The sequence below is a fragment of the Amycolatopsis balhimycina FH 1894 genome, assembly GCF_000384295.1.
In the GTDB taxonomy this organism is placed as follows: domain Bacteria; phylum Actinomycetota; class Actinomycetes; order Mycobacteriales; family Pseudonocardiaceae; genus Amycolatopsis; species Amycolatopsis balhimycina.
Map to the genome: position 1 here is coordinate 5597189 of NZ_KB913037.1, position 18351 is coordinate 5615539.

The window sequence follows — 18351 nt, forward strand, 5'->3', positions numbered from 1 at the left end:
TGGTGATCTCCCGATCACTACGGTGCCCGCTCGACGGCGTCACGACGTCAACCCGCGGGTGGAAGCCGGGTGGATCAAGGCTTGCGCGCGACGCCGCCGATCACCCGCGACTGGGACGGCGCGCCGGCGAACACGGTGTGATCATCCGGATGCCAAGCCGGCGCGTAGACCAGGCCGGGCTCCAGCATCGGCCAGCCGCCGAAGAACCGCTCGAACTCCGCCATCGAACGCATGAAGGCCGGATTCGTCGTCGTCTCGTAGTACTCGAGGAGATCGAGCAGCGCCTGCCGCTCGTCTTCGTCGACCGGGTTCTCGTTGGTCATCTGCGAAAGCACCAGCAGCGAGCCGGGGGCCAGCCGGGCACGGTAGTACCGGAGCAGGTGATCCGGGTTCTGCTCGTCCTTGACGAAGTGCATGACCGCGTTGATCACCAGCGCGATCGGCTCGCGCACGTCGATGACGGCCGACTCGGTCACCCGGTCCCAGAGGTCCTCCGGCCGCAGGAAGTCCGCGGCGATGGCGTGGTGCCGCTCGGGATCGGCGGTGTCGGCGAGCAACAGCGTCGAATGCGCGAGCGCGATGGGCTCGTTGTCGATGTAGAGCACCCGAGTGTCGAGCTCCGAGCTGGTGTCATCTGCGACCTCGTGCACGTTGCCCGCGGTCGGCAGGCCGGAGCCGATGTCGACGAACTGCCGCACCCCCGCGCGCACGCACTGGCGGATCGCGCGGCCGAGGAACTGCCGGCTCGTCAGGCAGTATTGGCCGATGAGCGGCAGCCGCTCGCGGACCTTCTCGGCGAAGTCGCGGTCGATCGCGTAATGCGTGGTGCCGCCGATGAAGTAGTCGTAGACCCGGGCGGCCGAGGGCCGGTCCAGGCTGTTTTCGACGGCCTTGAGCGCGTCGTCGTGGTTGATCATGACCATCCCTTCCCGGCCATGCTGCCACGGCGGCGATCATGCCGGCGACAAGGCGTCCCGATAGGCGTTGACGGACCCCGTCAACCGGTCCAGTTCGCCGCGCATCCGGGCGAGCCCGGCTGCGTCCAAGCCCATCGCTTCGCCGATCACCCCCGGGACGCCGACAGCCTTCTCGCGCAACGCCTTCCCGGCGTCGCTGAGGCTGACCCGGACCGCGCGTTCGTCGTCGGCCTGCCGGGTGCGCTTGACCACGCCCGTGCTCTCCAGCCGTTTGAGCAAAGGCGACAGCGTGCCCGAGTCCAGGTTCAGCTCGGCGCCGAGTTCCTTGACCAGGCGGTCGTCCTGCTCCCAGAGCGCCAGCATCACCAGGTACTGCGGGTAGGTCAGGTCGAGGTCCGCCAGGACGGCCCGGTACAACGACGTCACCGCCCGCGACGCCGAGTACAGGCCGAAGCAGAGCTGGTCGTCGAGCCGCAGTGAGCCGGTGTCGGTCATGGCGTCCTCCTGTCTCGTAACTCTCCATGATTCCGGACGCCCGCGTGGACGGCAACTTAAGTGCCCTTGATCTCATTGAAGGCAACTAAGTTGTGCACAACTCAGTTGCGCGCTAACTTCATGGCATCAGCTTGCTCCACCCGAGGAGGACGACATGACCGCCAACCCGCACAACCTGGCCCTCGAGCCGGCCGCGCAGGCGTTCGCCGAGGCCACCGACCAGCCGCCGTACCTGTTCCAGCTCCCGCCGGAGGAGGGCCGGAAGGCCGTCGACGGCGTCCAGGACGGTGACGTCGCCATGGCCGCCGCCGAGATCGAGGTGGTGAACGTCCCCGGCGGCCCGGACGGCGACGTCGAAACTCGGATAGTCCGCCCCGCGGGTGTTTCCGGTCCGCTGCCGGTGATCGTCTACATCCACGGCGCCGGCTGGGTGTTCGGCGACTTCCACACCCACGAGCGGCTGGTCCGCGAACTGGCGGCCGGCGTCGGCGCGGCCGTCGTCTTCCCCGAGTACAGCCGCTCGCCCGAGGCGCGCTACCCGATCGCCATCGAAGAGAACTACGCCGTCGCGAAGTGGGTTGCCGAGCACGGCGCCGAAAAGGGCCTCGACACCTCGCGCATCGCGATCGCCGGCGACTCCGTCGGCGGGAACATGACCGCGGCGCTGACCATTCTCGCGAAGCAGCGCGGCGACGTCACCTTCCGGCAGCAGGTGCTCTTCTACCCGGTCACCGACGCGAACTTCGACACCGAGTCGTACCTGAAGTTCGCCGAGGGCTACTTCCTCGGCCGCGAGGGCATGAAGTGGTTCTGGGACCAGTACACGACGGATCCCGCCCAGCGCGCGGAAATCACGGCGTCGCCGCTGCGCGCGTCGCTCGATGAGCTGGCCGGGCTGCCGCCGGCCCTGGTGATCACCGGCGAAGCCGACGTGCTCCGCGACGAAGGCGAGGCGTACGCGGCGAAACTGCGTCAGGCCGGCGTGCCCGTCACCGCCGTCCGGTACCAGGGCGTCATCCACGACTTCGTGATGGTCAACGCCCTCCGCGAAACCCACGCCGCCGAGGCCGCGATCACCCAGGCCGTCACGGTGCTGTCGCGCGCCCTGGCCGGATAACTGAGAGAACGCTGAGTCCTGGACACGTTGCGGCCCTATGACAGAACTCACAGAGCCGCAACGTGGCAGGCTACTCGAACGTGATATATACGCGAGTCCCGTGATCCGGGCGCGCATTTCTGCCCGCCTGGAAGGACCGTTGCCATGCACCTGAGCAGCATCCGGCTCGATTCGCCGGTCAACATGATCGTCATGGTCGTGCTGACGCTGCTCGCGATCATCGCGGTCCCGTGGTTCTGGGACCGGTGGAAGCGCAAACGCCTGTGGCGCAGCGCCACGATCCTGCTCGGCGTCGTGCTCCTCGTGCTCACCACCGGCATGGCGGGCAACATGATCGGCGGCTTCTTCCCGACGGTCGGGTCGCTGCTGGGCACCGGCGTCTACACCGCGCAGGGCACCGACGCCGAAGCCGCCCAGAACGGCGAGGACCTCGAAAAGCTGCGGGACACCGGCGTCGTGCACGCTCGCGACGGCAAGGGAACCGTCGTCCACATGAAGGTGACCGGGCGGCGCACCAAGGTCACCCGCGACGTCACCGTCTACCTGCCGCCGCAGTACTTCGACGCCACGTTCAAGGACCTGCGGCTGCCGGCCATCGAGTGGATCCCGAACTACCCGTCCGGCCCCGAGGTCTTCACCAACGGCTACCACATGCCGGAGCAGCTCGACGCGGCGATCGCCAAGCACGTGCTGCCGCCGACCGTCGTGATCGTGCCGGACCCGACCGGCGTGCCCAAGGTCGGCCACGACACCGAGTGCGTCGACGAGGTCAACGGCACCGCGAACGACACCTTCCTGACGGCGGATCTGCGCGACTGGGCGTTGCAGAAGCTGGGCGTCGCGCCGAACCGGCGGGCCTGGACGATCGCCGGCTGGTCGTCCGGCGGGTACTGCGCGATGAACCTCGTGACCCGGCACCCGCAGTGGTACGGGCAGGCGGTCAGCATCAGCGGGTACGACAAGGCCCAGGTCGACGCCGAAACCGAAGACCTCTTCCACGGCCGCCAGGACATCAACGACGCCAACAACGTCCGGCTCAACGTGCGGCTGCACCCGTCGCCGGTGGAGATCCTCGCCATTTCCGGCGAGAAGGAGAACTACGAGAGCTACGCGATCGACCAGATCCGCCTCGCGGCGCGGCCGCCGATCCAGTTTTCGTCGTGGCGCGTCCGGGACGCCGGGCACAACATGAACACCTTCAAGTCCCAGATCCCGGACGTCCTCGCGTGGATCGGCGCGCACACGGCGGGTCCGGCCCCCACCGGGCGGCAACTGGACACCACCGGCGGCGTGCTGCCGTGGCCGCTGCCCCGCTCCGGCGCGCACGGGGCGCTCGCCGACACCGACCAGTAGCCCGTCAGCCGAGCAGCGCCGCGACGACATCGGTCACCCGCTTCGAACCGGTCGCGTAGCCGACCTCGCTGGGGAACTCGGTCAGCACCACCACGATGTAGCGGTCGCCTTCGCCGACCACCCCCGAGGTGTGCAGCGTCCGTTCCGGATTGCAGCACGACCAGCCCTGCTTGACCGCCCACGGACGGCCGCCCGCGGCGTCCGGGATCCCGAAGTACTGCCGGAACCCGTCGGCTCCCCGCTCGGTCGCGCCCCGCAGCGCCGTCAGGACCGCGCCGGGCGCGTGCCCCAGCACGTACTGGTAGATCCGCACGACGTCCTTCGCCGTGATCCGCGTGTCGCCCCACTTGCCGGGATCCTCGGGCGGCCGGGTCCCGGTGAGCTTCAGCTTCGTCACCCAGTGCGTGACGATCGACGGGCCGCCGTAGTCCGTCCAGAACCGGCTGGCGAGAGCGTCGTCGCTGCGGGACAGCATCTGCTGCACCTGCGCGACGGGACCGTGCTGTTCGAGCGCCGAGAGCGCGATCAGCAGCTTCACCAGTGACGCCGAGGTGTACCCGCGATCCGCGTGCACGGAGACGGTCGCCGCGCCGCGCTGCCGGTCGAACACCACGGCGCCGAGCTGGCCGCCGGCCACCAGCCGGTCCAGGTCCTCGGCGTCCACCGCGGCCTTGACCGGGGGCCCGGGCGCCGGGGGCGGCGTCGCACTCGGCGTCGCACTCGGCGTTTCGCTCGGCGTCGCCGGGGGTTCCGGCGTGGTCGTCACGGCTTCGGCGACCGCGACCGGCCGGGGTGTCGCGGAGGTGCCGTGGCTCGCCGTCACCACCACCGCGCCGATGGCGCCCAGGCACAGGCCCACCAGGAAGATGCCGCTCAACTCGCGCATGATCCGGATTGCCTGGAGACCGGTCTGCCGTTCCCCGAAACGGGTGAACGTGTGGGATAGGTCTCACCAGCGGCCCGATCAGGGAACGCGCGGCGGCGGTGCGGGCAAGCAGCGTCGTTTCGCTCCCTGTGTCCGCGGGGTACCTGAGGGCGGTGACGATCGTCACCACCCGCTGGGAAGGACTGGAGTCATGGTTAACGCGAAAGGCGCACGCATCCGGGTCCGAGGCCTGCAGCCGGCGCAGGTGCTGGCCGGACTGGCCGGGATCGCGTTCCTCGTCGTCGGCATCATCGGACTTTCAAGGACCGGCTTCGGCAACTTCGCCGGTCACCACGACGCCGGGTTCTGGAGGTTCTCCGGCAACCCGCTCATGAGCCTGGTCCGTGTCGTGACCGGCGTGGTCGGCCTGCTGATGGCCTTCGGCTCGGGCCGCGCCCGGGCGTTCGGCTGGCTGTTGTTCATCGGTTACGGCCTGCTGTTCGTGTGGGGCCTGATGATCGACGGCCTCATCTCGACCAACCCCTTCGCCAACGCCGGCAACCCGATGGACCTCGGGCGCGCCGACACCTGGCTGCACCTCGGCGTCGCCGCGCTCGGCCTGTTGATCGCGGTGCTGCCGGCCCGTCGCACCATCCTGCTGCCCGAGGACGAGACGGTCGACGAGCCGACGGTCGCCGAGCAGCGCACCGACGTCATCGACCGGGACCGCACCGACCGGGACCGCACCGACCGCGTCGACGACGAACCGCGCCGCCGCTCGTTCCTGCGTCGTGACCGCAAGGAGCGAGGCCCGGAGGTCGCTCACGAAGAGCGTCCGCCGGGCCTCGCCCACTAGGAAGGATTTCAGTAGGTGGTGCCGGTACCACCGGAGGAGTCGTTGCTGCTGCTCCCAGTTCCGCTGTTGGCCGCCGGGGCCTGGCTGGCGGTGGAGCTGGGAGTGGTGCCGACCTTGCAGCCGTTGGGCTCGATGACGAACCAGGTGCCGTTGACGCCCATGCCGTTCGCGTCGCCCGGCTTCAGGTCCTTCGAGAAGTTGTAGATCGGCCAGCCGCCGAGGGTGACCTGCTCGGTGCCGTCCTGGCGCTTGATGCTGCCGAGCAGCTTCGAGTCGATGCCCTGCAGTTCGACCTTGCCCTTCGACAGGACCGGCGGCCAGGTCTTGGCGCAGTCGCCGTTGCAGGCGGAGGCCTTCTTCTTGGTGTCCTTCGTGAACAGGTAGAGCGTCATGCCGTTCTGGTCGACGACCGCCGCGCCCAGGCCGTCGATGTTGCTGGCGCTGAGCTTGACGGCGCCGGCTTCGGAGCCGGTCGCCGCGGCCTGCCCGGACTTGCCGCCCTTGGCGTTGGCCGCGTACCAGGCCCCGCCGACGCCCTGACCGGTCGCGTCACCGGCCTTGGTGTCCTTGGCGTAGCGGTAGAGCGCCCACCCGCCGACGGTGATCTGCTCGGTGCCGTCGGTGCGCGTCACCTTCCCGACGAGGCTCTTGTCGACGCCTTGCACCTGCACGTCGCCGGTGGCCAGCATCGGCGGCCAGGCCTTGGCGCAGTCACCGTCGCAGTTGGACTTCGGCGGCTTGGCGGTGTCCTTGTCGAAGCGGTAGAGGGTCATGCCGTTCTGGTCGGTGAGCACCTGCCCGACGTCCGCGACGTCGGCGACGATCAGTTTGGATTCGTTCGACGCCGGTGCGGCGTTGCCCACCTGGCCGTTGCCGACCTGGCCGCCGCCGTTGCCCCCGGCCGCCGCAGGAGCGACAACCGGCTGAGCAGTCTCGACACCCGAGCAAGCGGTGAGCACTGCCAGCCCGGCTGCCGCAGCGGCGACGGAGACGGCGATGCGAGTGCGAAGCATGGAAGTATCTCCTTGTGTCCGTTGGGTTTCCCGCCGCTCGGTGCGGCTGCCTGATACCCACTACACGGACCCCCGGCGGAGGCGGTTCAAAGAATTTTCGCCGCGTTCGGCGGTCGGCCGGGCCGGGCCTGACCGAGGTCGCTGAGCAGCGCGGCTGACGACGGTGTTCTCCGCGGGCGCGGTTGCCGCCGGTTTCTCGTCGCCGCGATGGCTGAGGAGGTGCCCGGCCGCTGCTCCGCAGACGGGTTCACTCTGCAGCGCGGTCCGGCTCCGGCTTCGGCTCTCCGCGGCTGCCGAGGGCACGGTCGACCAGGACACCCGCCGCACCGGTGTAGCCGGCCGGGTCCAGCAGCTCGTCCAGCGCGGCCGGCGTCAGCACCTCGGTGACGGCCGGCAGCTCGTCGAGCACGTCTCGGAGCGGCCGGCCTTCGCGTACCGCGCGCTGGGACGCCTCGCCCAGCAGTTCCTTGGCGGTCGCCTTGCCGAGCAGCGGCGCCAGCACGGCGGAGAGCCGCTCGGAGACGATCAGCCCGTGTGTCGACGCCAGGTTCTCCCGCATCCGGCCGGGCTGCGCGGTGAGCCCGCGCGCCAGCTCGGCCGCGGTGTGCGCGGCGCCCCCGGTCAGCCGGAGGCATTCGCGGATCAGCTGCCACTCGGCGTGCCACACCCCGGCCGAGCGTTCGTCCTCGGCCAGCATCGACTGCGTGACGCCCGCGGCCAGCACCGGAACCTGCAGCGCGGCCGAGCGGATCAACGTCGCGAGCACCGGGTTCCGCTTGTGCGGCATCGCCGAGGAACCACCCCGCCCCCCGGCGGCCGGCTCGGCGACCTCGCCCAGCTCGGTCCGGCTGAGCGTCTCGACGTCGACGGCCAGCTTCCCCAGCGCACCGGCAGTGAACGCGAGCGCACCCGCGAGGTCCACGACCGGCGTCCGCAGCGAGTGCCACGGCAGCACCGGCGCGGCCAGCCCGGTCTCTTCGGCGAACGCGGCGGTCAGCCGTTCCGCGTAGTCGCCGCCGACGGCCTCGCGACCTGCGCCCTCGGAGACCGCGTCGCCGGCGAGGCGCGCGTACTCGACGTACGCCGCCAGCGTCCCGGCCGCGCCACCGAGAGAGACCGGCAGCCCGCCGTCGAGCACGTGCCGGATCCGGACGGCCGCGTCCAGCACCAGCTGTCGCCAGCCCGCGGCCTTGAGCCCGAACGTCGTCGGCACGGCGTGCGCGGTCAGGGTCCGCCCGGCCATGGTCGTGTCCCGGTGCGCGCGGGCCAGCCCGGCCAGCGCCTCGGCGGTGGCGTCGAGGTCGGCGGCGAGCGGCCGCAGCGTCCGGTCGGCGACCAGCATCATCGCGGTGTCGAAGATGTCCTGGCTGGTCGAGCCGCGGTGCACGTACTCGGCGGCCTCGGGCGCGATCGCGCCGACGGCCGACGTCAGCGCCTTGACCAGCCCGACGACCGGGTTCGCGGTCGCCCGCGACCCCCGCGCCAGCTCGACGACGTCGATCCGCGCGCTGCCCGCGGCCTCCGTGATCGCGTCAGCGGCCTCCGGTGGCACCGTCCCCAGCCGCGCCTGCGCTCTCGCGAGAGCAGCCTCGGCGTCGAGCATGGCGCGCAGCCACGCCTCGTCGCCGGTCGACGCCTCGGCCGGCGTACCGGCCCGCACCGGGGACAGCAGTCCCGAATCGGGGTCGACGGTCATGGCGCCAGCATCGCACGCGCCCCACCTCGGCGGCGGTCACTCAGCCGGGTCTGGCACGCTCACCGGCCATGAGTAGAGCCACGTCCAGTGCGGACACCGCCGGCTCGGAGCCCTGGGGAATCGCCGCCGAGCGGCTCGTGTTCTTCTCGGACGCCGTCGTCGCCATCGCGATCACCCTGCTCGCGCTCGAGCTGCCGCTGCCGGAGGGCGCCACCAGCGCCGAGCTGCTGCGATCACTCGGCCATCACCAGTCCGAATACGTCTCCTTCCTGATCAGTTTCGTCGTGATCGGCGGCCACTGGCGCGCCCACCACCGCCTGTTCCACTACGTCGCCACGCTCCGCCGCGGGCTCATCCGGCTCACCTTCGGCTGGCTGCTCATGCAGGTGATCATGCCGTTCGCCACGAAGGTGATCGCCGAAGACGGCGGGTTCGAATTCCGCTTCGTCTTCTACGCACTCGTGCAGGTCATCGCGTTGACGTTGTTCCTCCTCATGGCCTGGCAGATCAAGCGCAACCACCTCTACCGCGCGGAAACCCCGCCGGAGTTCTTCGGCTCGGTCTACCGCGGGATCGGCACGATGATCACCGCTTTCGCTCTGTCGATCCCGGTCGCGTTCTTCACGCACTGGGCCTTCGCGTGCTGGATCGTCGTTCCGCTCGTGGGCAACCTCCTCGTCCGCCTTCGCCGCCGTCCGGCGGCCGCCTGAGCCGTCATTCGCCGGTCGCGCCGTCGATCCGCTCGCGGAGCAGGTCGGCCTGGCCGATGTGCCGCGCGTACTCGCCGATCATGCGCAGCATCAGCCAGCGCAGGGTGAACGGTTCGCCGGTGCTGAGGCGGGTGCCGGTCCGGTCCAGGGGACTCGCCGCGACGATCTCCCTCGACCGCTCGCATTCGGCGTGCCACAACGAAAACGCCTCGCCGACGTCACCGTCCAGCTCGGTGAAGTCCTGGTCCGGGTCGTCGTCGGAGTAGTAGAGGTTCGGGACGGCCTCGCCCGCGAACTGGATCCGGAACCACCACCGTTCGCAGCCGGTGAGGTGCCGGAGCAGGCCGTGCAGGGTCAGCGTCGACGGTGGTACCGAGCGTTCGGACAGCTGCCCGGGGTCCAGGCCGGTGCACTTCAGCTCGAAGGTGCGCCGGTAGTACTCGAGGCTCTCGGTGAGGGCCTGCCGCTCGTCTCCCAGAGGAGCCGGGTCGCTGCGTTCGCCGCTCAGCCGCGGGCCGTAGGTGGTCGGGACGGTGGTGTGTTCGGTCATGTGCGGAGCGTGCCACGGGGGTCCGACAATTTTCGGGCCGTCGTGGTGGCCGGTGATCGGGCAACCGGGTGGAAAGCCCAGTTCAAGCACGCTTTCACGAACCCGGTAACGAATTTTCGGGTGCGGCGATCTGATGATCGTCACCCTGCTGCGCAAGCCAGCCCCACCGGTCGGAGCGGCACCCCTCGGTTCGGAACCAGGAGATCACGACTATGCAGCGAACCGGAGTAATGGCCGCGTTGACCATGGCGGCGCTGTTCGCGGCGCCCACCGTGGCGGCCGCGGCGCCACCAGCGAGCACGATCGACGTCAGCGCGACCACCGTGCACGCCGGCGACACGTTCTCGGTCACGGAGCAGCTGTACAACCCGACGGACTTCACGGTCACCGGCGCGAAGGCGGCGCTCTACGCCAAGGAGAAGCCGATCGTCGACCTGGTCGACCTCGTCTCCTGCACCGGTTCGGTCGCGCCGTGCTCGCCGTACCTCAGCAGCTTCCGCGGCGGCGTCGGCGATCTGGCCGCGGGCGAGAGCCGGACGGTGAAGTTCACCTTCCGCGTCAAGGACGACGTCCAGCCCGGCCAGTTCACGCTGCAGCACCAGTTCGCCGGCGACAACTACGCGTTCGCCGTCGAAGACGGCCCGGCGGTCACGATCGCCCCGCCGGACGAGGCCGACGTCAAGGTCGCGCTGACCGCCACTCCGCGCATCGGCCTGGTCGGCCGCGTCGAGTACGCGATCAAGGTGTCGAACACCGGCCCGGCCACGGCGACCGGCGTCCGCGTGACGGCCAGCCCCGGTGCGAACCGCACGGTCGTCTCGATGACCGGCTGCACCCGCTCGGGAGCGGCCCTGAGCTGCACGATCGGCACCCTGGCCCCGGGCGCGTCGGCCACGGCGAAGTTCACCTCGGAGGGTGGCTTCTTCGCGTGGGGCCCGTTCACGGCCACGGCCCAGCGCGCGGCGAGCACCCCGGCCGACCCGGACACGACCAACGACAAGGCGTCGAAGAAGTGCACCGCCTTCACCGGTCTTTACGTGCAGTGCTGACGGCCTGACGCGCGGGGCCCGCCGGGCCCCGCGCGGTCCGTCCATTCAGGAGTTTCAGAGTGCGAACGCCGCGGCCCGCGCCCGGCGAACCGCGTCGTCGGTGTGCAACTGCACGGCCGCCCGCGGAGCGTCTTTGGTGACCAATCGCGCAACGGCCGACTTCCCGGCCCGGGCGGTTCGGTGAGGATCAGCAGCGAACCAGGCATCATGGCCACCCACCCGGAGAGAACCAGTTTTGACCTCCCGCGCACCCCCAGCCGGACCCGGCGTGCGACCGGGTGACGGGGGCCTGGCTAAACTGAGGGTACGGGCCGTTAGCTCAATTGGTAGAGCTGCGGACTTTTAATCCGTAGGTTCTGGGTTCGAGCCCCAGGCGGCCCACTACGATCATGCTTCTGACCTGCGGAAATGTTCGATTTGACGATCTTTCCGCAGGTCAGGTGCATCCGTGTGGCCCGTTGTGTGGCCGAGGTCACAGGTTCCGGTGATCGGTTCGGCCTGCCGAGTTCGTGCTGGCGGCGAATGTTCGATCTGGCGGTAGCGGTCAGTTTTGGTTGCTGTTGCAGGGAAATCGTCGTTGCGGCGGTGCGCGGTCGGTGTCTTCTTGTCGTCGCTTTCTGATCTTGTGTTCGCCGGGCGTGGTGTGTCCGCGGGTGTGGCCCGTAGGCTGCTGGCGGTGCCGGAGCGGTTCGGCACGGCATGACGAACGGAGACGCATCGGAGTCCCGTGGTGCTCGGCCGCAGCAACGTAGACCGTGTTTACCCAGTTCAAGGCCGACATTTGGCGCTAGCGAAGGCGGCGAACCTGCGGATTTGTCGTCCGAGGGTCAGGTTCTGCGGCAGTTGTCGACATGTGACGGCGCTGGGCAGCACCGCCCGCTACGCGTCGGCAGTGGAGCGGGAGCCGTGCCCGGTGCGTACGGCCCGACGGTGCGGCGAACAGGGACGCGCTGATCTTCTCGGCGGCCTGGTGGCGGGTGCCGGGGTAGAGCGAGACGTAGTGGTCAGCAGTGAAGGACATCGAGGCGTGTCCGAGCATCTCCTGGACGCTTTTGAGGTCGTTGCCGGCAGCCAGCGACAGCGAGGCCGCAGGTCGCTCATACGTTGCCGCAGGTGTCCGACGTCGGCCACCGGCAGGCGACGGAGCGGTTCGATGGCCTCGCCGCGGCGTGAGCCAGGAACCCACTTGTGGCAACCGGACATCACGTCTCTCAGCAGTTCGTCCACCTCGCGGTCGCGCATCGGATCGTGGTTGCGGACCTGGGTGGTGATCACATGGGATGCCTGCCGCTGCGCGGTCAGCACCTCCTTGACGCCCTGTTCGATCCGTCGCGAAATGTCGGTGAGTTCTCGCCGCTGCTGCTCCGGCAGCAGGTCGGCGACCGGTGCCGTAGCACCGTGCGCAGCCGGCTCCACAGGTCATCGATCTGCGCCGGGTCGCCGATCAAACGCAACGCCCCCGCGAACGCGCGGCCTTCCGGTGTCGCGTCCAGGATCCGCTGGCCGCGGGCCAGGTACTCACGGAGCACCTCACCAGTCGGCCGCACGTCGTGCCGCAACTCGGCAACGACGTCGCGCTGCATGGCTTTGATCGATTCCGCCACACGGGCGAAGTCCGCGGGCAGCTCACGCGCCAGGTGTAGTACGTTCGGCCGCCTCAAGCAGCTGCTCGTCCTCGACCGTCTCGACGGCACCGCCCTGTTCTAGCCGGGTGAGCTCCTCCTGACGCTGCTGGATCTCCTCGTGAAGGCGCGCTATCCGGGCCGTAACGTCCGGATCGGCGTCCTGCGCGAGCCGCTCGATCGCCTCCGGCAACGTCCTGACCCGGGACTCCGACACCCTGGTCCGCGCTCCGCCGACCCGTCCGGCGACTTCGAGTGCACCAACGCCGTACGCGGACAGCCGGTACACCTCGACGTCATCATCGGATACCTGACGCACCAGCCACCCAGCCTGCACCCACTGCCTGCACAGGTCCCGCGCGTTTCCAGCGGGCAGCGGCTGGTTGTCCTCGTCGCCGTAGCCCGTGGCCCGTAACTGGTCGAGGGCGTCGTTGATCTCCGCGTGCGAGTCCGCCACGGCCACCATCGGCCGCTCCGCAGTGAACACCATCGCCAGCACCGTCACCACGAACGGCGCGTGCGTCCGGTGGAGCAGGGCCAGCATCGGGTTCTGAAACGCCCGGAGCGCCCCCTGATATGCACCTTCAACGCCTCGTGTACCCATCGCCACTCAGTGTAGAACGTGAGAACAACACAGTCAGCTTCCGCGACCGGGGCCCTACCTGTACCTGCGCCGCGATCGAGTTCCCCGAACAGGTGCCGCTCTGCTGGCAGGAGGATGCACGTCGGCACTGCGAGATTTCATCGGGTCTATCCCGTAACGGCGTTTCCGGCGTTGTTCATTAGTAGGTTTCGGCGGCCAGCCAGCGGTCACCGAACGCGTTGATCACCGGCATCGTGCGCCGTGAGGCGCTGTGGTTTGTGTGGAGCAAGCGACCGCCACTGTCGTGTCGTCTAATCAGAAAGTGACATCAGCTCAGTCACGTCGTTCCCCAAACCAAAGGCAGGTGCCCCGTTTGGCCAGATCCTGCTTTCGTTCTTCGTAGTCAGGCATGACGCGAGCGAGCAGCTGCCAGAACACAGGGCCGTGGTGAGGCTCGCGCAGATGTGCGAGTTCGTGCGCCAACACGTAGTCAACGAGCGGCGGTGACAGCTGGAGCGCCGCCCAGTGGAGGCGCACGCGCCGTCCCGCCGTGGCGCTTCCCCACTTCTGGCCGAGGTCTGCCACTTCGATGGGCCCCGCATCGACTCGTAGTCGCTCTGCCCACGCCTTTGAGCGGGGGCGCAACCAGGCCTCGCCGCAGCGCCGGTACCAAGCGATCAGACTCGCTTCCCCTATTTCGACGAGGTATCGAGGTAGCACGAGCCGGCCGCGTTCCAAACGGACGGCGCCGTCCACGTCGTCGATCTTCAACCTATGGCTGCGACCCAGGTACAGAAAGCCCTCGCCGTCGACGAGTTCCTTGGTGACGGGCTCGTGCTGCAGCACCTCCTTCTCCGCGAGCTTGCGGTAAACCCAGTCGCGTTTTGACGCCAGGAATTGCTGCAGTTCCTCGGTCGCTACGTCTTCAGCAGCCCTCAGACGCAGTGATCCGTCGGCTTCAACGGTGAGCCGAGCCCTGCGGCTGCTGCCAACGACCTCGACCGGCACACGCAACTCGTCGAGCTGGAGAACGGAGGTCATGAGCGCCTCCGTGTGCGCAGTTGCTCCCTGATCAAAGACTGGTTAGCTCGAGCCAGCTCCATGAGGCGGTCAGCAATGGCTGTCTGTTCGGAGAATGGAAACAGGTCACGGTTGTCCAACTGGTGGATGATGTCCTTACGTAGCTCATCCTGGGCATGTGGGTTGTGCCAGAACCTGACGATGCCCGCGTGTCCCGTCACCTCGACGACGACGTCCTGTGCGAGATGCATGATGTCCACCCGAATTTCGTCGGGCAGGGTCGCGCTGGTGGCGACCTCGCTCTCCAGAAGGCCGTAGAACCGGGCAATGAGTGGGTCCTCGTGCGCACGCCCCGACACCGGCTCGTCGACAACATCGCCAAGCAGCACCTCGAGTGCGAGGCTGAGCTGCTCCCACTTGCCGGTCAACGTCTTCAGGATCTCGTCGAGTCGCTCGGAGAGCTTGGTGTAGCGAGCGGGATCCTCGTCGAAGTTCTTGCGGATGTGGAAGCGAAGGGCGTGCTCCATCTCCGAGGCTTTGGCCTTGTCGGAGGTGAGGCCCTTAACCTTCGCGAGGAAGTCTGGGTCAGTGACCGAGACGGGCGGGATCTTGGTCGCGATGTCGAGTGCCGTGACGTGCTCGTCGATCAAAGCGCGCACCTTCTCGCCGTACAGCGAGGCGTTGAATTCTCCGAGACCGTCGTCTCGGTAACGTCGCCGTGCGACCCTCTGGATCAGGCCAAGCCGCTTAGCGTCGGCCGCGAAGGGCAGCGCCTCTGGCCGGGGCAGGACCGTGTCGAGCGTGGTGAGGAACTGCTTCAGCAGCACACCAAACCGGGCCCTGAGGGCCTCGTCCGAAAGCAGATCGACACAGGCCTCGATATCCTCGTCCAGATCGAACGTCTCGATACCCGCCTGGGCGAAGAGCGCCACCACCCGGGCGTGCCGATCGCCCAGCTTCGGCACTTCGTCGGTGATCGACGCCAGAGCCCCGATCGCATCCTCGGCGTCCTCGGGTGCATAGGCCTGCAACGCCTTCTGGAGGTGGGCGCCAACGCCGAAGTAGTCGATAAGGAGGCCGGCGGCTTTGCCCGGGCTGGTCCGGTTGACACGCGCGATGGCCTGGAGCAGCTCGGCGTCCTGGATGAAGCGGTCGAGGTAGAGTGCCTGCTCGACTGGGGCATCGAAGCCGGTCAGCAACATCGTGCGTACCAACAGGAAGGCGACCGGACTCGTCTGCTTGCCCGGGAGGCCCAACGGATCTTTGAACTCGGCGATAGCCGCGTCCTGACGGGACTTGTCGGTCCACTGCAGCCAGGTCGGGTCATCATTGTTGCTGCCTGAGATGATCGGGACGAAGTCCAGGATCCGGATCAGATCAAGGTGTGGCAAGGCCCGAACCAGAACCTGCTTGCGTCGATCGAGGCCATCGATATCGAGGCTGCCGTCCTCGGCGCCGCGCACGAGATGCTGCGGCAGGCGCTCGATCTGAGCGACGAGGTCGTCCCGGGCGGCGACGAGCGCTCTGCGGTACCGAACCGTGGCGAGGCGGCTGGTGGCTGACAGCTGCGCCTTGAAACCACCGGGCAGCACCGTTGATACGTAATGCCAGAGAATTGACTTCGCCTTGGCTGCGATGAGTTTCGGCGCTTCCAGCACCGCGCCGGTCGTGGCGTAACGCGCCTTGAGCTTCTCAATCTCCTCGTCGGTGTGCTCGGCGAACATGTCCTCGAACAGTTCGTCAAGGTCACTTCCGCCGGCCACGGCCCCCTTGGCGGTGCGCCCCTCGTAGAAGATGGGGACGACGGCGCCGTCATGCTCAGCCTGGCGAATCGTGTACTTGTCGATGAACGAACCGAATATGGCGTCCGTGCGCTTCTTGCCCTCGCGCATGATCGGCGTTCCGGTAAAGCCTATCTTGGCAGCATTCGGCAGCGCCGCCATGAGATTGGCGTGCAGCGTCGAAGTTTGGGAGCGGTGCGCCTCGTCGACGAGGATCACGACGGTCTCGTCGGTATTCAAGACACCGAGTGCCTCGGTCTTCTCGTCCGCGACCATGCGGGCCTCGCCAGCGCCAGCGGTGTCTGTGTCTCGGTACTTCTGGATCATGGCGAAGACGAGCGCAGGGCCCTTCTCCGCCAGGAGTGTGCGTAGCTGAGCCGTGCGTCGTGCCCGGACGACGCCCTCACCAGATAGCTTGGCGGTCTTGGAGAGCTGTTTCTCGAGGTCGGTCCGGTCAGTGATGACCACGACCTTGAATGCGCGCAGCACTGGATCCGAGCGCATCGCCCGCACCAGGAACACCATGGTCAGGGACTTACCCGAGCCTTGGGTGTGCCAGATCAGGCCGCCACGGCGATCGCTCTCTCCGTCCTGGGCTCGCGCCGTGCCGGTCCGGAGGCGCATGAGCGCCCGGCCGACGGCCCGGTACTGCTGGTAGCGGGCGACGATCTTGATCCGCTTGCCGTTGACCTCCGTGAAGAGAGTGAAGTGCCGGACGAGATTGAGCAGATTCGACGGCGCCAACATCCCGGCAGTGAGTAACTCTTGCCCGGTCAGCTCGGCCGCGGGCTTGCCGAGCTGAGCTGCTAGCTCTTCGCGGGTGAGTGGGAAGGCGTCCTTCCATTCCAAGAAGTGCTCCGGTCCGGCGGTGAAGGTCGCGACGCGTGCCTGGTCACCGTATGTCGAGACCACCAACTGGTTAGTCCAGAACAACTGCTCGTTGCCCTCGGACAAGCCGAGGTGACGCTGGTTGGCGTAGCGGCGTAGCTGGGTGATGCCCTCGGCCATCGGGTCGGTGATGTACGGGCTCTTGCACTCGATGACTACCAGCGGGATGCCGTTAACAAATAGCACCACATCCGGCGCCACGAACTTCTTTGCTTGGCCACCGGGTTCATCGACGCGGAACTGTCTGATCGCCAGAAAGTCGTTATTGTCGGGATTGTTGAAGTCGATGAACCGGATCCGCTGTGACCGGCCCTGGTCCCAATCGGGCAGACCCGACACGGACACGCCGGCAAGAAGGCGCTCAGTCATCTTCTCATTGAGTTCGATGAGCTTGCCGACTTCAGACCGTGTCAGCGACGAGACCGCCTCGGATAGACGTGAGTCGTCCAACCACGGCGAACCATCTGGACGCGGGTTGATCCTTAGCAGCGCCGCCCGTAGACGGCCCTGGAGGACCGTGGTCCGGAAAGAGTCGCGCTCGGTAATCGCCGGATCAGAATTCGACCCCGCGATCACTTGCCATTTGAAGCCCGCCAGCTGGTCCAGCAGTGGCTTTTCAACATCGGTGTACTCGGGGCCCGGGCTCATGAGATGACCTCTAGAGGCACCCGAACTCGGCCCCTAAGTAGGTCAGCCAGTAGGCCGCCCTTCTGTGCCGTCAGTTTGGCGACAACCTCCCGTTCTGCACTGATTCGCTGATCCAGGGCATCAAGCACGCTTGCAATTCGCTGTTGCTCTTCGGCGGTGGGTACCGGAACTTTGAACTGAGCGACCAAGCCGGTGGTAAGGGCGTCCTGGTTGCTTCCGCGTCCGCCGCTCCGCAACTTCTGGTAGCTGTGTACGAGGTAGTGATGGAGATATGCGCCGCGTAGACGTAGACCCGGAACGATCCCTGCAAGGTTTTGATTTATTGCGGCGTTGATCTCAACCCGCGCAGCCATGCCTCGCGTCTTGCCTTGACCGATCATCCCAACCACCACCGAGCCTGCCGGAAGGATGCGGAGGTGACACTCGCTGACGGCCCTTTCTGTGATCGGTTCGGACGGCGTAGTGATTCGATAGTCGTTAACCTTGCCGCTCGCGAGCCACGCAATAGATCCTCTCTGCCAGTAGTCCTTGCGAATTCGAGAAGGAGTCGAACCGTTTCGTATCTCGGCAACTTCGCTAAGGGGCACGAACGGCAGGGAGTCGTCGTCAAACAGTGATTGATAGAGCGCTGCTTTTAGCATGTCGAGCTTCGCGGCACCCTCTTCGGCGACAGCTATCCGCGCATCCACTGCGTCGATCGTATCGACAATCTTGCACTGCTCGTCTATTGGAGGTAGTACAATATTGAAATCAAGCCATCGATCCTGATCAAAAGTCATTTTTTCGATGACAACACCGTGGCTGGCGTCCATAAAATACTCTGCCATCATCGGGCTCTGAGCCAGCATTGAGAAATATTTAGTGCTACAACCTGGCCGTCCGACAAACTGGCTGTAACTCTTGGAAATGCACATTCCCTCGAAATCTTCAGATACATAGGCCACGGCGCCATGTACAACTTGCATGCGAGCGATTATGAAGGCTCCAGGAACGATGCGACGCAGCGTTTTTGTAAAGATATCACGGCCTTTTAGGGTCTCGCGGTAGAAGAGGCCTCCGTAGCGACGACGAATACTTACAAGGTCATATTTTTCGTTGTCCGACATGGAGATTGGTTCGTCGACTGCCTCTAGTGAGTCCCCAATCTTCTGACAGCTCCATCCGGGCGGGATATGGGGAACATACTTC

14 protein-coding genes, 1 tRNA gene and 1 pseudogene are annotated in these 18351 nt (G+C 67.1%); 6 read left to right on the top strand and 10 right to left on the bottom strand.

Annotation, left to right across the window (positions count from 1 at the left end; all coding sequences use genetic code 11):
• Positions 1-74 precede the first annotated feature (74 nt).
• Both A3CE_RS0125265 and A3CE_RS0125270 read right to left on the bottom strand, forming a co-directional pair.
• Positions 75-917 (bottom strand): SAM-dependent methyltransferase, encoded by an 843-nt coding sequence (locus tag A3CE_RS0125265; RefSeq protein ID WP_026468837.1) that lies wholly within the window; start codon positions 915-917, stop codon positions 75-77.
• A gap of 36 nt (positions 918-953) precedes the next feature.
• The gene (locus A3CE_RS0125270) at positions 954-1412 is read right to left on the bottom strand and encodes a MarR family winged helix-turn-helix transcriptional regulator (RefSeq protein WP_020642906.1); all 459 of its coding nucleotides are present in this window, start codon (positions 1410-1412) and stop codon (positions 954-956) included.
• A gap of 154 nt (positions 1413-1566) precedes the next feature.
• Here A3CE_RS0125270 and A3CE_RS0125275 point away from each other — a divergent pair, with 154 nt between their 5' ends.
• Positions 1567-2529, top strand: coding sequence for an alpha/beta hydrolase (locus tag A3CE_RS0125275; RefSeq protein WP_020642907.1), 963 nt, complete (start codon positions 1567-1569; stop codon positions 2527-2529).
• Between the two features lie 144 nt (positions 2530-2673).
• The gene (locus A3CE_RS0125280; protein ID WP_020642908.1) at positions 2674-3882 is read left to right on the top strand and encodes an alpha/beta hydrolase; all 1209 of its coding nucleotides are present in this window, start codon (positions 2674-2676) and stop codon (positions 3880-3882) included.
• A 4-nt stretch (positions 3883-3886) separates the two neighbouring features.
• Here the strand turns inward: A3CE_RS0125280 and A3CE_RS0125285 are convergent, their stop codons facing one another.
• Positions 3887-4768: a serine hydrolase gene (locus A3CE_RS0125285; protein WP_020642909.1), complete on the bottom strand. Its 882-nt coding sequence runs from the start codon at positions 4766-4768 to the stop codon at positions 3887-3889.
• A 190-nt stretch (positions 4769-4958) separates the two neighbouring features.
• Here A3CE_RS0125285 and A3CE_RS0125290 point away from each other — a divergent pair, with 190 nt between their 5' ends.
• Entirely contained in the window at positions 4959-5603 is a 645-nt protein-coding gene (locus A3CE_RS0125290) for a DUF4383 domain-containing protein (RefSeq protein ID WP_020642910.1), read from the top strand.
• Between the two features lie 8 nt (positions 5604-5611).
• Here the strand turns inward: A3CE_RS0125290 and A3CE_RS0125295 are convergent, their stop codons facing one another.
• Together A3CE_RS0125295 and A3CE_RS0125300 are read right to left on the bottom strand one after the other, a co-directional pair.
• Entirely contained in the window at positions 5612-6616 is a 1005-nt protein-coding gene (locus A3CE_RS0125295) for an SCO0930 family lipoprotein (RefSeq protein ID WP_020642911.1), read from the bottom strand.
• 247 nt (positions 6617-6863) lie between these two features.
• Positions 6864-8312 (bottom strand): nitrosuccinate lyase, encoded by a 1449-nt coding sequence (locus A3CE_RS0125300; protein ID WP_020642912.1) that lies wholly within the window; start codon positions 8310-8312, stop codon positions 6864-6866.
• 68 nt (positions 8313-8380) lie between these two features.
• Here A3CE_RS0125300 and A3CE_RS0125305 point away from each other — a divergent pair, with 68 nt between their 5' ends.
• Positions 8381-9022 (top strand): TMEM175 family protein, encoded by a 642-nt coding sequence (locus A3CE_RS0125305; RefSeq protein WP_026468838.1) that lies wholly within the window; start codon positions 8381-8383, stop codon positions 9020-9022.
• Between the two features lie 4 nt (positions 9023-9026).
• On the opposite strand, the gene A3CE_RS0125310 is transcribed toward A3CE_RS0125305, so the two are convergent.
• Complete coding sequence (locus tag A3CE_RS0125310; protein WP_020642914.1) at positions 9027-9572, bottom strand: DinB family protein; 546 nt, start codon at positions 9570-9572, stop codon at positions 9027-9029.
• Between the two features lie 230 nt (positions 9573-9802).
• On the opposite strand from A3CE_RS0125310, the gene A3CE_RS0125315 reads away from it, so the two are divergent.
• Together A3CE_RS0125315 and A3CE_RS0125325 are read left to right on the top strand one after the other, a co-directional pair.
• A complete protein-coding gene (locus A3CE_RS0125315; protein WP_020642915.1) occupies positions 9803-10621 on the top strand; it encodes a COG1361 family protein in 819 nt (272 codons plus the stop codon).
• Between the two features lie 308 nt (positions 10622-10929).
• Positions 10930-11002, top strand: a tRNA-Lys gene (locus A3CE_RS0125325).
• A gap of 498 nt (positions 11003-11500) precedes the next feature.
• Here the strand turns inward: A3CE_RS0125325 and A3CE_RS59925 are convergent.
• The 4 genes and pseudogenes from A3CE_RS59925 to A3CE_RS55365 all read right to left on the bottom strand — a co-directional run bounded on the left by A3CE_RS59925 (position 11501) and on the right by A3CE_RS55365 (position 18269).
• Positions 11501-12847 (bottom strand): annotated as a pseudogene (locus A3CE_RS59925) (DUF3375 domain-containing protein).
• A gap of 312 nt (positions 12848-13159) precedes the next feature.
• The gene (locus A3CE_RS0125340) at positions 13160-13867 is read right to left on the bottom strand and encodes a YgjP family zinc-dependent metalloprotease (protein WP_020642918.1); all 708 of its coding nucleotides are present in this window, start codon (positions 13865-13867) and stop codon (positions 13160-13162) included.
• Entirely contained in the window at positions 13864-17163 is a 3300-nt protein-coding gene (locus tag A3CE_RS0125345) for a type I restriction endonuclease subunit R (protein ID WP_020642919.1), read from the bottom strand. The genes A3CE_RS0125340 and A3CE_RS0125345 overlap by 4 nt, the downstream gene beginning before the upstream one ends.
• Positions 17160-18269 (bottom strand): restriction endonuclease subunit S, encoded by a 1110-nt coding sequence (locus A3CE_RS55365; protein WP_084641781.1) that lies wholly within the window; start codon positions 18267-18269, stop codon positions 17160-17162. The genes A3CE_RS0125345 and A3CE_RS55365 overlap by 4 nt, the downstream gene beginning before the upstream one ends.
• Positions 18270-18351 lie beyond the last annotated feature (82 nt).

Coding starts and splice junctions, on each gene's coding strand:
- A3CE_RS0125265 (WP_026468837.1), bottom strand. CDS start 917: ATGATCAACCACGACGACGCGCTCAAGGCCGTCGAAAACAGCCTGGAC.
- A3CE_RS0125270 (WP_020642906.1), bottom strand. CDS start 1,412: ATGACCGACACCGGCTCACTGCGGCTCGACGACCAGCTCTGCTTCGGC.
- A3CE_RS0125275 (WP_020642907.1), top strand. CDS start 1,567: ATGACCGCCAACCCGCACAACCTGGCCCTCGAGCCGGCCGCGCAGGCG.
- A3CE_RS0125280 (WP_020642908.1), top strand. CDS start 2,674: ATGCACCTGAGCAGCATCCGGCTCGATTCGCCGGTCAACATGATCGTC.
- A3CE_RS0125285 (WP_020642909.1), bottom strand. CDS start 4,768: ATGCGCGAGTTGAGCGGCATCTTCCTGGTGGGCCTGTGCCTGGGCGCC.
- A3CE_RS0125290 (WP_020642910.1), top strand. CDS start 4,959: ATGGTTAACGCGAAAGGCGCACGCATCCGGGTCCGAGGCCTGCAGCCG.
- A3CE_RS0125295 (WP_020642911.1), bottom strand. CDS start 6,616: ATGCTTCGCACTCGCATCGCCGTCTCCGTCGCCGCTGCGGCAGCCGGG.
- A3CE_RS0125300 (WP_020642912.1), bottom strand. CDS start 8,312: ATGACCGTCGACCCCGATTCGGGACTGCTGTCCCCGGTGCGGGCCGGT.
- A3CE_RS0125305 (WP_026468838.1), top strand. CDS start 8,381: ATGAGTAGAGCCACGTCCAGTGCGGACACCGCCGGCTCGGAGCCCTGG.
- A3CE_RS0125310 (WP_020642914.1), bottom strand. CDS start 9,572: ATGACCGAACACACCACCGTCCCGACCACCTACGGCCCGCGGCTGAGC.
- A3CE_RS0125315 (WP_020642915.1), top strand. CDS start 9,803: ATGGCCGCGTTGACCATGGCGGCGCTGTTCGCGGCGCCCACCGTGGCG.
- A3CE_RS0125340 (WP_020642918.1), bottom strand. CDS start 13,867: ATGACCTCCGTTCTCCAGCTCGACGAGTTGCGTGTGCCGGTCGAGGTC.
- A3CE_RS0125345 (WP_020642919.1), bottom strand. CDS start 17,163: ATGAGCCCGGGCCCCGAGTACACCGATGTTGAAAAGCCACTGCTGGAC.
- A3CE_RS55365 (WP_084641781.1), bottom strand. CDS start 18,269: ATGTCGGACAACGAAAAATATGACCTTGTAAGTATTCGTCGTCGCTAC.